General features: G+C 39.2%; 14 protein-coding genes. 4 read left to right on the forward strand and 10 right to left on the reverse strand.

Annotated elements, in window-relative coordinates:
* Position 1: 1 nt before the first annotated feature.
* The 5 genes from GJ691_RS16625 to GJ691_RS16645 are packed head-to-tail and all read right to left on the reverse strand — an operon-like array spanning position 2 to position 5,152.
* Positions 2–1,465 carry a UDP-N-acetylmuramoyl-L-alanyl-D-glutamate--2,6-diaminopimelate ligase gene (locus GJ691_RS16625; RefSeq protein ID WP_179955160.1) on the reverse strand — a complete coding sequence of 488 codons (1,464 nt, stop codon included), beginning with the start codon at positions 1,463–1,465 and terminating at the stop codon, positions 2–4.
* Positions 1,462–3,468, reverse strand: a complete 2,007-nt coding sequence (locus GJ691_RS16630; RefSeq protein ID WP_154368942.1) for a penicillin-binding protein — start codon at positions 3,466–3,468, stop codon at positions 1,462–1,464. The genes GJ691_RS16625 and GJ691_RS16630 overlap by 4 nt, the downstream gene beginning before the upstream one ends.
* The gene (locus tag GJ691_RS16635; RefSeq protein ID WP_154368944.1) at positions 3,468–3,788 is read right to left on the reverse strand and encodes an FtsL-like putative cell division protein; all 321 of its coding nucleotides are present in this window, start codon (positions 3,786–3,788) and stop codon (positions 3,468–3,470) included. The genes GJ691_RS16630 and GJ691_RS16635 overlap by 1 nt, the downstream gene beginning before the upstream one ends.
* 7 nt (positions 3,789–3,795) lie before the next feature.
* On the reverse strand, positions 3,796–4,689 hold the full coding sequence (gene rsmH / locus GJ691_RS16640; RefSeq protein WP_154368946.1) for a 16S rRNA (cytosine(1402)-N(4))-methyltransferase RsmH: 894 nt from the start codon (positions 4,687–4,689) through the stop codon (positions 3,796–3,798).
* A complete protein-coding gene (locus tag GJ691_RS16645; RefSeq protein ID WP_179955161.1) occupies positions 4,679–5,152 on the reverse strand; it encodes a division/cell wall cluster transcriptional repressor MraZ in 474 nt (157 codons plus the stop codon). The genes rsmH and GJ691_RS16645 overlap by 11 nt, the downstream gene beginning before the upstream one ends.
* Positions 5,153–5,408: 256 nt before the next feature.
* Here GJ691_RS16645 and GJ691_RS16650 point away from each other — a divergent pair, with 256 nt between their 5' ends.
* Together GJ691_RS16650 and yihA are read left to right on the forward strand one after the other, a co-directional pair.
* Positions 5,409–6,173 (forward strand): alpha/beta fold hydrolase, encoded by a 765-nt coding sequence (locus GJ691_RS16650; RefSeq protein WP_154368948.1) that lies wholly within the window; start codon positions 5,409–5,411, stop codon positions 6,171–6,173.
* A gap of 11 nt (positions 6,174–6,184) precedes the next feature.
* The gene (gene yihA, locus GJ691_RS16655) at positions 6,185–6,802 is read left to right on the forward strand and encodes a ribosome biogenesis GTP-binding protein YihA/YsxC (RefSeq protein ID WP_154368950.1); all 618 of its coding nucleotides are present in this window, start codon (positions 6,185–6,187) and stop codon (positions 6,800–6,802) included.
* Here the strand turns inward: yihA and GJ691_RS16660 are convergent.
* The 4 genes from GJ691_RS16660 to gldB all read right to left on the reverse strand — a co-directional run bounded on the left by GJ691_RS16660 (position 6,797) and on the right by gldB (position 10,146).
* Positions 6,797–7,192: a GTPase gene (locus GJ691_RS16660; RefSeq protein WP_154368952.1), complete on the reverse strand. Its 396-nt coding sequence runs from the start codon at positions 7,190–7,192 to the stop codon at positions 6,797–6,799. The genes yihA and GJ691_RS16660 overlap by 6 nt on opposite strands.
* 131 nt (positions 7,193–7,323) lie before the next feature.
* On the reverse strand, positions 7,324–8,652 hold the full coding sequence (locus GJ691_RS16665; protein WP_154368954.1) for an ATP-dependent 6-phosphofructokinase: 1,329 nt from the start codon (positions 8,650–8,652) through the stop codon (positions 7,324–7,326).
* Positions 8,653–8,853: 201 nt separating this feature from the next.
* A complete protein-coding gene (gene gldC, locus GJ691_RS16670) occupies positions 8,854–9,189 on the reverse strand; it encodes a gliding motility protein GldC (protein ID WP_154368956.1) in 336 nt (111 codons plus the stop codon).
* The gene (gldB, locus tag GJ691_RS16675) at positions 9,190–10,146 is read right to left on the reverse strand and encodes a gliding motility lipoprotein GldB (protein ID WP_154368958.1); all 957 of its coding nucleotides are present in this window, start codon (positions 10,144–10,146) and stop codon (positions 9,190–9,192) included. It lies immediately after the preceding gene.
* A gap of 600 nt (positions 10,147–10,746) precedes the next feature.
* On the opposite strand from gldB, the gene GJ691_RS16680 reads away from it, so the two are divergent.
* The gene (locus GJ691_RS16680) at positions 10,747–11,376 is read left to right on the forward strand and encodes a response regulator (protein WP_154368960.1); all 630 of its coding nucleotides are present in this window, start codon (positions 10,747–10,749) and stop codon (positions 11,374–11,376) included.
* A gap of 83 nt (positions 11,377–11,459) precedes the next feature.
* Here GJ691_RS16680 and dnaG read toward each other — a convergent pair whose 3' ends face one another.
* Positions 11,460–13,439: a DNA primase gene (gene dnaG / locus GJ691_RS16685; RefSeq protein ID WP_154368962.1), complete on the reverse strand. Its 1,980-nt coding sequence runs from the start codon at positions 13,437–13,439 to the stop codon at positions 11,460–11,462.
* A gap of 68 nt (positions 13,440–13,507) precedes the next feature.
* Between dnaG and GJ691_RS16690 the strand changes: the two genes are divergently transcribed.
* On the forward strand, positions 13,508–13,765 hold the full coding sequence (locus GJ691_RS16690; protein WP_154368964.1) for a zinc-ribbon domain-containing protein: 258 nt from the start codon (positions 13,508–13,510) through the stop codon (positions 13,763–13,765).
* Positions 13,766–13,780: the final 15 nt, after the last annotated feature.

Raw genomic sequence — 13,780 nt, forward strand, 5'->3', positions numbered from 1 at the left:
TTTATTTATCCAGTGTTTTTAATACTTCCCTTACTATTTTGAAATCGTCAAAATCCACACGCTCGCCATTAGTTTCCTGATACGTTTCGTGCCCTTTACCGGCAATAAGGATAATATCATTGGGCATGGCCAATTGACAAGCTGTCTTAATCGCCTGTTTACGATTTTCTATAGACAATACTTTTTTCACATTTTGGGGTTCTACCCCAACTTCCATTTCCTCAATGATCACAGCAGGTGACTCCGACCTTGGATTATCCGAAGTGAAAATGACCTTGCTACTCATTTGGGTAGCGATTTTACCCATTACCGGACGCTTAGACTTGTCTCTATCGCCACCACACCCCACAACGGTGATGACGTTTTCATTTCCAGTCCTCAATGTTCCGATTGTCTCGAGTACATTTTGTAAAGCATCCGGCGTATGGGCATAATCTACTATTGCCGTTATTTTTTCTTTTGATATATGGTATTGGAACCTTCCGTCAACGTTATCCAATTCACTGAGCAAACGAAGGGTCTCCAATTTTTCTAGCCCCAAAATATCTGCCGTAGCATAAATGGCCAAAACGTTGTAAGCATTGAAACTACCGATCAATTTGGTCCATAATTGATCGTCATCAATCCTTAATAATTGTCCGTCAAATTGATTCTCAAGAATCTGCCCCCTGTAATCCGCATATGATTTCAAGGCATAGGTAAACTTTCTTGCCTTTGTATTCTGTAACATCACCAAACCATTCTTGTCATCGATATTCGTTAACGCAAAAGCGTTTTTCGGTAAATTATCGAACAGCGTTTTTTTGGTATCCCTGTAATCCGCGAAGGTTTTATGATAATCTAAATGATCATGGGTGAGATTCGTGAAAATCGCCCCTTCGAACAACAGGCCCTCCGTTCTTTTTTGATGAATGCCATGGGAACTCACCTCCATAAAGCAATACTCTACCCCTTCTTCACTCATCAATGCCAAGTGCCTATTAATGGTCAAAGCATCTGGTGTGGTATGTGTTGTTTGGTATTCTTTATCATCGACCATGATTTTTATGGTGGATATCAACCCTACCTTAAAACCGGCTTTTTTGAACAATTGAAACAAAAGACTACTAATAGTGGTCTTACCATTGGTGCCTGTAATACCTACCAACTTCAGGTTTCGTGATGGATTACCGTAATAATTGGAAGCCATGATAGCCAAGGCTTTATTTCCATTATCAACTTCAACATAAGTTACCCCGTCTACCAATTGTCCGGGCATGGTTTCACAAACAATGCAGACCGCCCCCGAATCTATGGCTTTTTCAATATATTTATGACCATCTGTCAATGTTCCCTTTATTGCAACAAAGACATCATCAAAACCCACTTTTCGCGAATCGAAAGTAATGGTATTGACCATAATAGTGGTAGAACCACTAACCGCGGATAGGCTAACCCCGAATAATATGTCTTTTAATAAATTCACGAAAGTTCCAATATTATCTTTTCAACTTTATTTATGTCCGTTCCTTGGGAAATGGATTGTTTTTTAACCTTGCCGTTACCCTTAACCTCTACCTTTATCCCAAGGTTTTCAAGAATGGAAACGGCATCCATTCCGCTCATTCCTTTTACATTGGGCACTTTGTTGTATTTTTTTTGTGCTTCGGCAAAGTACTTTTGATACGATTGCTCCAATCGACCATCATTACCCCCCATCATTTCCACCTCATCGATCAAAGGATTGGTAGCATATACTTTTTGGGCAACTGATTTAAATACAGGTCCAGAAACATCTGCCCCATAATACCCAACACTTTTATCAGGCTCGTGTATGACTACAATACAGGAGTACTTAGGCTGTTCAGCCGGAAAATATCCTGCAAAGGTTGAAATATACCTTAGTTTATCAGGGTCCTTTGAAACGTAATTCTTTTGTGCCGTACCGGTTTTACCTGCCATGGAAAAATTCGGCGAATACAATCGATGTCCTGTCCCATGTTTTTTCTCTACCACATCTTTCAACAACTGCTGCACTTTTTCAACCGTTTCCTTAGAGCATATTGACGGATTGATCACCTCTTTCTCAAATTTCAGAACCGTCCTATCCCATTCTTTTACCTCTTTGATCAACCTAGGCTTCACCATTTCCCCATCATTTGCAATGGCATTGTAAAAGGTTAGCACCTGTAAAGGAGTCATGGATACCTCATAGCCATAAGCCATCTGTGCCAAGGAAAGACCCGACCAACCCTTATCTCCTGGAGAACGCAATACCGGTTTCCCTTCACCTTTGATAGGAAGGCCGATTTCATTGCCAATCCCCATACGTAACAAACGATTTACATATTTCGAAGGCTCATCTTTATAACCATTGTGAATGGTCTTTGCAAATGCTGTATTCGAGGAAACCTCAAAAGCTTTTGCCATTGAAATTTTGCCGTATCCCCCGTGTTTGGAATCCCTGACCCTATGGTTATATATTTTCCAATACCCTTTCTCCGTATCGATTACGGAGCTGGTATCTATTACTTTATCTTCCAATGCAGCAACCAAACTCATTAGTTTAAATGTAGATCCCGGCTCATGGGATTCACCAATAGCGTAGTTCAATCGCTCATAATATTTACCTTCTTTCGTTCTTCCTAAATTGGAAATTGCCTTGACTTCACCCGTTTTTGTTTCCATAACGATTACGGTTCCGTGTTCGGCCTTATAGTGTTCCAATTGTCGCAACAAGGCGTGATGGGCAATGTCCTGGATATTGATATCTATGGTTGAGATCACATCGTAACCATCTTTTGGCTCTACAATGTTATCCATTCCTATAGGTTTCCATTGGCCCTTAGCTATTTTCTGCTTTAATCGCTTACCTTCAACCCCTCTTAAATATTGGCCAAAAGCACCCTCTAACCCAACTCTGGTGTAATAACCGTTTTCATCTTTACGCTCGTAACCAACGCTACGCTCGGCAATTTTACCCAAAGGATGTTCCCGAACCGTTTTTTGTTCTACGATCAAACCTCCTTTATACGGACCTTTACGCAACAGTGGAAAATCCTTCACATCCATATAATCGGAATAATCAAGATTTCTCACCAAAAGGGTGTATCTGTTTTTATTGGCCTTGGCTTTTCGCAAGAGCTGTTGGTAATGGGAAGAAGTTTTCCCCGTAAGTTTCGACAAAGCTTCGGCCAAGGGTTTTACATTTGCCTTAAAATCGGCATCGCTAACGGTCACAGCATCAAAACGAATCGTATACTTTGAAACCGAAGTGGCCAAAAGACTACCGTCATCGGAATACAGATTACCACGGTTTGGAGCAATAGTGAACATTTTTTCTGTTCTTTTATGCGCTAAATCACGATATTTATTACCGTCGACCATCTGTATGCTTACCAGTTTAAAGAGCACGGCACATGCGAACAGGAATAGGAATCCCGCCACAACATATAACCTGTTCAATATTCTCTTTTCGGTAACCGCCATTACTCCTTAATTGATTTTACTTTTATTTTTTTTGGTGGTGTTTCTGAAGGATACAAACCCTTCCCTTCAACAATTTTTGTTATCGTAGATTCCAATTTTAAACGCTGAACATCTGACCTAAGGTCAACGAATTCGCTACGCAATTCCTTTACTTCTTCATTCAAAGCGGCTATCTGATGTACTTTTTTATCGGCACTATGCGAACTCCCTATCATCACCGTTGCCAAAAACGAGACGAATATTATGAACAACCAGTGTTTTGGGGCGTCCCCGCTCACCAAAAACTTACCTTTCAGTACATCTAATATTCCTTTTCTCATCGTATTGTTATATGCGTTCCGCTATTCGCAATTTTGCACTTCGCGCCCTATTATTCGTTGCAATTTCTTCTTTCGACGGCACTATTAACCCCCCTACTTTTTTCAAGGGCACATCTACATTCCCATAAAAATCCTTTTCCGGCTCCCCTTCGAACAACCCCGACCTAATGAAACGTTTCACCAATCGGTCCTCCAAAGAATGATAACTAATAACACTTAGCCTTCCACCTGGATTCAACAACTCAGGCACCTGCATCAAAAACTCCTTTATGACCTCGATCTCTTGGTTCACCTCAATACGGATGGCCTGATAAATTTGCGCCAGGATCTTATGCTCCTTATGCTTTGGCAAAAATCTTCCTAATACCTCCTTTAATTGGGCCGATGTCTTAATCGGAGCCTCTTCCCTACTCATTATAATGGTATTGGCCATGGCATTTGCGTTACGTAAATCACCATATTGAAACAATACCCTTCTTAGATCATCATAGGAGTAGGAATTCACCACATCATAGGCCGAAACAATTCCTTTTTGACTCATCCTCATATCCAAATCAGCATCAAAACGAGTGGAAAACCCTCGCTCAGCCTTATCGAACTGATGTGACGAAACCCCAAAATCAGCTAGGATACCATCTACTTTCCGAATGCCATAGAACTTTAAAAACTGCTTTATATATCTAAAATTCTCGTTGATAAGCGTTAACCTATCATCATCGACCTTATTTTCCAAAGCCTCTTCATCCTGGTCAAAGGCGAACAACCTACCTTTTGGTCCCAATCTTTTCAATATCTCTTTCGAATGGCCCCCACCTCCGTAGGTGACATCTACATAAACGCCATCGGCCTTTATTCCAAGCCCATCAACGGACGCTTTTAGAAGTACGGGATTATGATACATCGGGAATGTTTTCATCAAAGCCACCCATCACATCCTCTGCCAAGACCTCGAATTCCTCATCTGTAATCTCAATAGCCTTTTCATAACTATCCTTATCCCATATTTCAATAATATCAACAGACGGACTCAAAGCGATCTCTTTCACTATACCCGCTATCGACATTAGATTTTTAGGAATCAACAACCTTCCCGCACTATCGATCTCTACCTCTTTGACCCCTGCCATGAAAATGCGTATGAAATCATTGTTCTTTTTAACAAAGCGATTTAACTTTTTGATCTTCAGCATCATATCGTCCCATTGGGACATTGGCCAAAGCTCCAAACAGGCACCACTGACCGAACGCTTTAAAACAAAGCCCTCTTTTAAAACAGGTAACAGCCTATTTTTAAGGGCAGACGGTATCATTACCCTACCTTTGGCATCAGCTTTACAATAATATGCTTCGTTAAAATTTATCACCCTAAACGGTCGGTTTTCCTATATAGAACTCAAATATATAGAATTTATTACCACAATTTACCACTATTTACCACTTTGTTAATAAATTCATTCCATTCAGAGCCATTTACAGTTAGGAGCTTACACAATTCCCCTACAAGTATTCAAAAAAACCTTTAGGCATTCTGCCTTTGGAACAACTAATTACTAGTGCAATCAATAGACAAATCAATAAGGAATTGCCTATATTTGTCAATTCAGACCAGAAGTATTCTCAATGGAAGAAAAGATTATCACAGAAGGCAAATACCGATATATTGAGAAAGGGGAAGGAACCCCAATTATTATTTTACACGGTCTTATGGGAGGGTTGAGCAATTTCAAAGGGGTTTCCGAGCATTTCCCTAAGAAAGGCTACAAGGTATTGATTCCGGAGCTCCCTATATATAGGATGCCCTTACTGAAAACCACCGTAAAAAGTTTTGCCAAATACCTTGAAAATTTTATAGAGTTCAAAGGCCTGAAAGATGTAATCCTCTTAGGAAATTCTTTAGGCGGGCATATAGGGCTGCTACATACCAAAATGTACCCGGAAATGGTCAAGGCCCTAGTAATTACCGGAAGTTCGGGACTTTACGAAAGTGCCATGGGAGACGGCTACCCTAAACGTGGCGATTATGAATTCATAAAGAAAAAGGCCCAAGATGTATTCTATGATCCCGCGGTTGCCACCAAAGAAATCGTAGATGAAGTTTTCGAAACGGTCAATGACCGGGTAAAACTTGTAAAAACATTGGCAATCGCCAAAAGCGCGATTCGTCACAATATGTCAAAAGACCTGCCCAAGATGAACACTCCCACCTGTATCATCTGGGGGGAAAACGATTCGGTGACCCCACCGAATGTAGCTAAGGAATTTCACGAACTACTGCCCGACTCCGATTTATTCTGGATCAAGAAATGTGGACACGCCCCGATGATGGAGCATCCCGACGAGTTCAATGAAGTACTCGATGCCTGGTTAGAAAAACGGAACTTTTAAACCCGATTTAAATGAAAATAAAGTCTGCCGACTTTGTGATGAGCAATTCCGATGTTGCCAAATGCCCAAATGAGCCGTTACCAGAGTACGCGTTCATTGGACGATCCAATGTTGGAAAATCCTCTCTGATCAATATGTTGACCGAACGTAAGAGCTTGGCCAAAACTTCTGGCAGACCCGGAAAAACACAACTTATCAACCATTTTAAAATCAATGAAAATTGGTTTTTGGTAGATTTACCCGGATATGGTTACGCCCGTGTTTCTAAAAAGGATAAAAAGACCTTTCAAAAATATATTACGGATTACTTTTTAAAGCGCAAACAATTAGTAAGTGCCTTTGTTTTGGTCGATGTGCGCCATGCCCCCCAAAAAATAGACATGGAGTTCATGGAATACCTAGGTGAAAACATGATTCCTTTCAGCATCGTTTTTACCAAAGCGGACAAACTAAAACCGAAAGCAATTGAAAAAAATGTTACCGACTATTTAAATGAACTAATGACGGGAGCTTGGGAAGAAGCCCCAAACCATTTTGTCACCTCATCATCTAAAAATATTGGACGGGACGAACTTCTAGCGTATATTGATGAAGTTAACCAACTATATTTCGAAGAGAACAAATCATAATTTAATCCGTTTATTGACCAGTTGGATCAATTCCTCCGGTTTTTCCAAACCTTCAAGTTCTTCTTTGGAAATGAATACCTCAAAATTTTCATTTGAAGCGATCAATATCACTGGATATTCGAACGCATATACGAATTTTGAAGCATAATTTTTTTGAAATTCATCTTTGTGCAAGAACTCCATTTCACAGGATGCTTTTTCCCTGAAATCTTTCCAAATCTTCCTTTCGCCAAATACACCAAACGTTATGCCGCAAAGTTTACAATCATAAGTTCCAGGACTTAAGATTTTATGCGCACTGTCGATAATTGCATTTCGAATACCGGAATCGGCATTGTAAACGAACACAAGTTTTTCTTGATTTGATTCCCCTTTAAATGAAGTCTTCAACACTATGTTTCTTTTCTTTTTTTTTGTCTTTATAAAACCGAAAAGCTTACATAATGAAGTATGGGTAGATCGCAGTACCGACCGATATTTAAATCATATGTAAATACCGGTCCGTAATACTTTATTGAAAATTATCTCATCTCGAAAGGTTGCCCGGTACTCTCCAAGGCAGCGAACCAAAATCCACCCTCCATATTTATTTTCTTACGCGAGGATGTCACTGCAGAAATGGGCAGATACACATATTGGTTGTTTACCCGGCCTACAACGAACTTCGTTTTACCGGCCATAGCCCCATGTAATGCATGGTAAGCCAAACCACTACAGAATACGCTATCTCCAGGATTCGCAGGTGCACTTCTGATAATATAACTAGGGTCAATGTATTTGATGGTCACTTCATAATCCTTTTTCTTAAAGAATTCAGCGATTTCATTCTTCAACAACAAACCTATATCATCATGTTGAACATTTCCTGATGCATCGGTGACCTTTTCCTTACCTTCTTTATTGAATAAATTTTGACCAGCCCCTTCAGCAACCACGATAACCGCATGCTGTTTGGCATCCAATCGTTTTTTAAGGGTTTCCAAAAATCCATTTTCACCTTCAAGTTCAAAATGCATTTCAGGTACCAAAACAAAGTTGACCACCGGCATTGAGATTGCAGCTGAGGCTGCGATAAATCCACTATCGCGACCCATAAGTTTTACAATTGCGATACCGTTATACGCACCCGTAGCTTCATTATGGGCATCCCTGATTATCGGATTAGCAACATGATATGCGGTTTCAAAACCGAATGTTTTATCTATGATACTCACATCATTATCAATGGTCTTAGGAATACCAATTACTGAAATATTCAAACCTCTTTTAGCAATTTCATCACCAATGGCATTGGCACCCTTAAGCGTACCGTCACCACCAATGGCAAACAACATATCTATTCCGTTATTGTATAATGTATCGACCATTTCGCCGACATCTTGACCTCCTCTTGAAGAACCTAAGATCGTTCCTCCAAATTGATGTATATCTTTTACATACTCGGGAGTTAAATCTACAAAACCATGCCCGTATGAAGGAATTAACCCCTCATAACCATATCGTACACCAAGTATCTCTTTGACCTCATAAAAATAATGAAGGCCCATGACCAAACTACGGATCACATTATTGATTCCGGGACACAAGCCCCCACAAGTGACTATCGCCGCTTTTGTTTTTTTAGTATTGAAGTATATCTTTTCCCTAGGGCCCGCTTTCTCAAGTGCTACAGGTTCTTGTTCACCCTTTACACAATTATTATGGTCATTCAAGGAAATGTACCGTAAAACCCTATCTTTATCGGTAACAAAATTAAAAATATCATCACCTTTTCTTTTACTTAAACCTAAAGGTGAATCATATAAAGCCTCACCTAAAACATCGATATCAAATTTCTCTACGTCTTCCATATTTCGATTGTTTATTGTTGTAACTAAAACAAGCCTCAAAAGTACTACAATTACTTAAAATTCACATACTGAATCAAGTCAATCTTATATTAAATTTTGCTATTTTTTAAGGTTTTTGGTAAGATTGGATTTACATTTCGAAAACGCTTTAGGCCTATCGTCTCTTTATGAACCTCGAAATCACCCAAACTTATTATGGGATCATTTATTCAATTCCAGCTTTTCAGCAAAATACGCACAAAAATCTTTCATGGTAGCTGTCATTTTTTCATCTTGGGTGGCTTTCATAAAGGTATCTGACATGGAGACCAAGGTTTGGTGGAAAAACACCTTCATTTCATCAACGGGCATATCTTTTGTCCATAAATCAATCTTCAAGGATTCCTGGTTCTTACTATCCCATACAGAAAGCATCATTGCCTTTGCCTCTTCATTATCAATACCGCCGTCCTCAGCTGACCAGGTTAGTCTTTCAGGTACCCGATTCTCATCCAACCCCACTTTTAAACGTATCTCCGATGTATGTAATTTTGCCATTTATTTATTTGGTTTGTAATTGGATTTCTTAAATATTTCCTCTGCAGAGAGGTTCAAAAGTTGTTGTAAGGACACGTCGTTGCGATCCATAAAGGAACGTACGATCTGCCAACCTAAATAACGCCCTAATCGTCCTGGGGATTCATTATCAAGTTCCAATCCGAATTTAGAAAACGGAGCAGGGTCCAAAAATCGTAATGCCAACTTATTGTCGGTACTGTAAAGTAGTTCCCTTTCTATAAAATATCTCCACATAGGCTCTTCGTTAGCATGCGCCCATGCCAATTGATCTTCTGAGTAACCTATTTTTCGACTATCGGATTGAAAAGGCATTATCTTATCCTTTAGGTACAAGATCTTACCATAGTAAATTACCTGATCCAAAAAAGTTCTTCCCCTAGGCCTTGGCACCACTTTATTGGCAAATGCATTTGCGATGTCACTTACCATAAAATCCCGATTCATGGCCGCAGCAATATATTTTTGCATTCCCGTATAATACTTATGATCGGGTCCTAAATAATTATCTAACCCCACAAGCAATAAACTATCGGCCAAAATAATGCGGTTCTCATAATCCACATCATTGGTAACGGTAATCAAAGTAGGCACCTCACTTTTAGGGAAGTAATATTTTATATACTTGAACAGCATTTCAATATCCGTTAGCTCCGCATCAAAATCACTAAACTCATTCATCACTTCCCCCCTTAGCTCTATCTGTAGGGAATCTTGCAATTTAGCTACCCAAACGCTATCGGGCGCAGGAAATAAATAAGGATACGTTTTTCTTAATTTTGGAATATCGGCGGGTGTTGCTTTCGCAAATTCACTATCGAATCTGGAAACCTTGAGCTGCAATGGTATTTTATTAACAGCTTCCGCTATTTTGTCCTCATTTTTGCAACCCATGAAAGTTAAGGCCAGCATCAACGATAAAAAAAATGGTTTTTTCATATAAAAAATTATCCTTTAAATTTTAATACAAAACAGTAAGGCTCTATTTTTCATCGGCAAAGTTAATTGTTTTAACCAAATAATATCCCCTTGTGAAAATCAAAAAGGTATTTGAGTATGCCCCCGACAAGTAATGAACCCCGCATGACCATATAAGTGGAACCTGATAATTTGTAATAGGCGTACCGAGAGGAATTGACCCAATGACCATAGTCGCATATCAAGACCCTTAGCATTTGACAACGCCCATTTAGCCCAACATTGTAATTGCGCACGCCAACTATGTGCCAAATACCATAGGGAACGAGCAACAAAAGAAAGGTAATCGACAATTATTGTGATGCAAAAGAGGTATTTTCCCAAACAAACAAAAGTAGATTCCGTCCTCCAATTTTATTTGAAATCTTTACCCATTTACCTTAAACCAAGCCTACAAAAACAACCGCTTAACTAATAATCAAGCACATAAGACGAGTAAAATACCATATTTCCTCAAATAAATTCAAATTTGCTTATTGAATTACAGGATTTAGCCCTACATTGTGTGTCATAATTTAAATACACCTAAATGGGCAGAATTTCTCGAAAAAAAGTAACAAGATGATTAAAGTGTTAATTGCTGACAACCATCCAATTATAAGAATGGGAGTTAAACAAGTATTGAACAATGCAAGTGGATTTGAAGTTATCGATGATGTTTCAACTACCTCCGAGCTTTTCAAAAAGCTAGAAACAACTTCCCCTGATGTGGTTATGTTGGAAATGGACATCCCGGAAATAAATGGTATAGCCACTTTAAGGAGAATGAAAAAAGAATATCCTGATGTAAGGGTTTTAATGTACAGTGGACAATCTGAAGATGTCTATGCCTTAAGTACAATTAGGGCCGGTGCATTCGGCTACCTTTCAAAAGCTTCTGACATTGACTACATAATATCTGCAGTCAAGAAGGTAAGTGAAGGCAATATGTTCATTACCAACGAACTAGCTCAACGTTTAGCATTTGACGAAGGCACCCAAAAACCACGTAGATTCTTTAGAAAATTATCTACAAGGGAAGTCGAGGTCCTTAAATTATTGGCCAGCGGAAAACGTAACAAAGATGTTGCCGAAGGTCTTAACCTTAACGAAAAAACCGTTAGCACCTATAAAGCCCGTTTAATGAAAAAGTTAAATGTGGACAATATGGTCGATTTATTGCAACAAGCCAAAGCTCTGGAGTTGTATTAAATTCAAAAAAATCATAAAACTGAAAAAACCTGACCGATCGGTCAGGTTTTTTTTACCCTTACACCCTTATTCTTTTTTTAAGTTTAGGACAGCACCCTGTTCAATTTTTTATTCAACAGTTTATTCAGTTGCAAATAATTCATGATCTCTTCCAACGTCTCACTGTTATCGGTGGTATTTTCCTCCGTGCTATTTTGCAGGGTCTCCATTCTTTTCTTGATCAAGTAACAGCGTAGGGTCAATATGGTTTCGCTTACCAATTGGGATATACCGATATTTTTATCTTTGGGATATATGTCTTTACTTTCCCAATTATGTAAGGTATACTTCTCCTCTTCCATTAAAATAGAAGATATTTCAATCACCATTTCTTGATCAAGTTCAGCAATAAAGGTATTGACCGTAAAATCCTCGGCTTGGTTTAATTCCTCAATCAATTTGTAGTAAATATTCTTGAAATTCGGATTCGTCAATTCTATTTCATCATCTTGAAGATCTAAATAGATTTTCTCAAAAACCCTGGCCTCTACCGACTCGGGCTCTAAAACAAGATCACCCTCCTCATTTTCCTTCAATATCAAATCCTCAAATTTCTCTTGGTTCTTGCCGTATAACAACAACAACTCTATAATCTTCCGCTCCAATTCATATTGTACATCAACTTTTTGGGGTACGGGATCATTCTTGACTACATCGAAAGCCTTTTGTTCCTGTTTTACTTTTTTCGTGGCATCTGCAATATCCTTTTTACTGATCTGCGCCAAGGTATTGAACAGAACAGCTTCTGAAATGTTCATTATCTGGGCACATTCCTGAATATAGATCTCTTTTTGTATACGATCGGGAATCTTGGAAATACTATGTACAATATCCCTAACCGTATCGGCCCTTTTTATGGGATCATTGGCCGCTTCTTTAACCAATAATGATGCTTTGAACTGAATAAAGTCCTTGGAATTATCTTGCAGATACTGACTAAGTTCCTCTAAATCATTGTTCTTGGCAAAACTATCCGGGTCTTCCCCTTCTGGAAAAGTACAGACCTTTACGTTCATCCCCTGCTCAAGAATAAGATCTATACCCCTGAGAGATGCCCTTAGACCTGCCGCATCCCCATCAAAAAGGACCGTTATATTTTTAGTGAGTCGATTAATAAGTCGAATTTGTTCGGGAGTTAAAGCCGTACCACTGGAAGCCACCACATTATGAATGCCCCTTTGATAAAATTGGATCACATCGGTATACCCCTCGACCAAATAACAATTATCTTCTTTGGCAATGGCCTGTTTGGCGTAATAAATGCCATAAAGCACCTTGCTCTTATGGTAAATATCACTTTCAGGGGAATTTAAATATTTGGCCGCTTTTTTATCATTGGTTAAAATTCGACCTCCAAAACCCAACACCCGTCCGCTCATGGAATGTATCGGAAACATTACCCGCCCTTTAAAACGATCGAATTTTCGTGGATTGTTAGGGTTATTGGCATCTTCTTTAACAATGGTAAGTCCCGTTTTCTCCAAATAGTGGAGTTTATACCCTTTATCCAAAGCGGCATTGGTAAAGCCATCCCATTGGTCCAGACAATATCCCAATCCGAATTTCTTGATGGTCCCATCGGTAAATCCCCTTTCTTTAAAGTAGGTCATACCTATAGCTTTCCCAAGCTCGGACTCCCATAGCATTTCCGAAAAATGGGCCTGGGCAAATTCAGAAACCAAATACATACTCTCCCGTTCATTAGCTTCTTGCTTTTGTTCATCGGTACGTTCTGTTTCCTCTATCTCGATATTGTATTTTCTGGCCAAATACTTTATGGCTTCGGGATAGGTAAAATGCTCATGCTCCATTAGAAAGGCAACAACATTACCCCCTTTACCGCTACTGAAATCTTTCCAAATCTGTTTTACGGGCGATACCATGAAACTCGGCGTACGCTCATCGGAGAACGGACTTAGCCCCTTAAAATTGGACCCCGATTTTTTTAACTGCACAAAATCACCGATCACCTCCTCTAAACGGGCACTTTCATATACTTTGTCTATGGTCGATTTTGAAATCATTCGCTGAATAAAATAGCCAATAAAAATAGGCAATTTTTAGCTTATCTTAGACATTCAATCCTACGCATATGATTCTATTCTTCGGTACCCGCCCCGGAAAGGAGCAAATACGAAAACTTACCAATGTAAAATGCAGTTTTTGCGAACAGACCAACACCCTTACCGCTTATATCCGCTCCAATTACTTTCACCTATTTTGGATCAAGCTTTTTAAAATATCCACAAGCGAGGTTATCGAATGTTCCCATTGTAAACGAGTATATTATAAAGAGGAGTTTACAGAGGAAATGAAAGATGCTTTAAACCGAAAAGTCCTTATAGAATAAATATCGCAATTAACG

It is taken from the genome of Maribacter luteus (assembly GCF_009674825.1).
GTDB classification, from domain to species: domain Bacteria; phylum Bacteroidota; class Bacteroidia; order Flavobacteriales; family Flavobacteriaceae; genus Maribacter_A; species Maribacter_A luteus.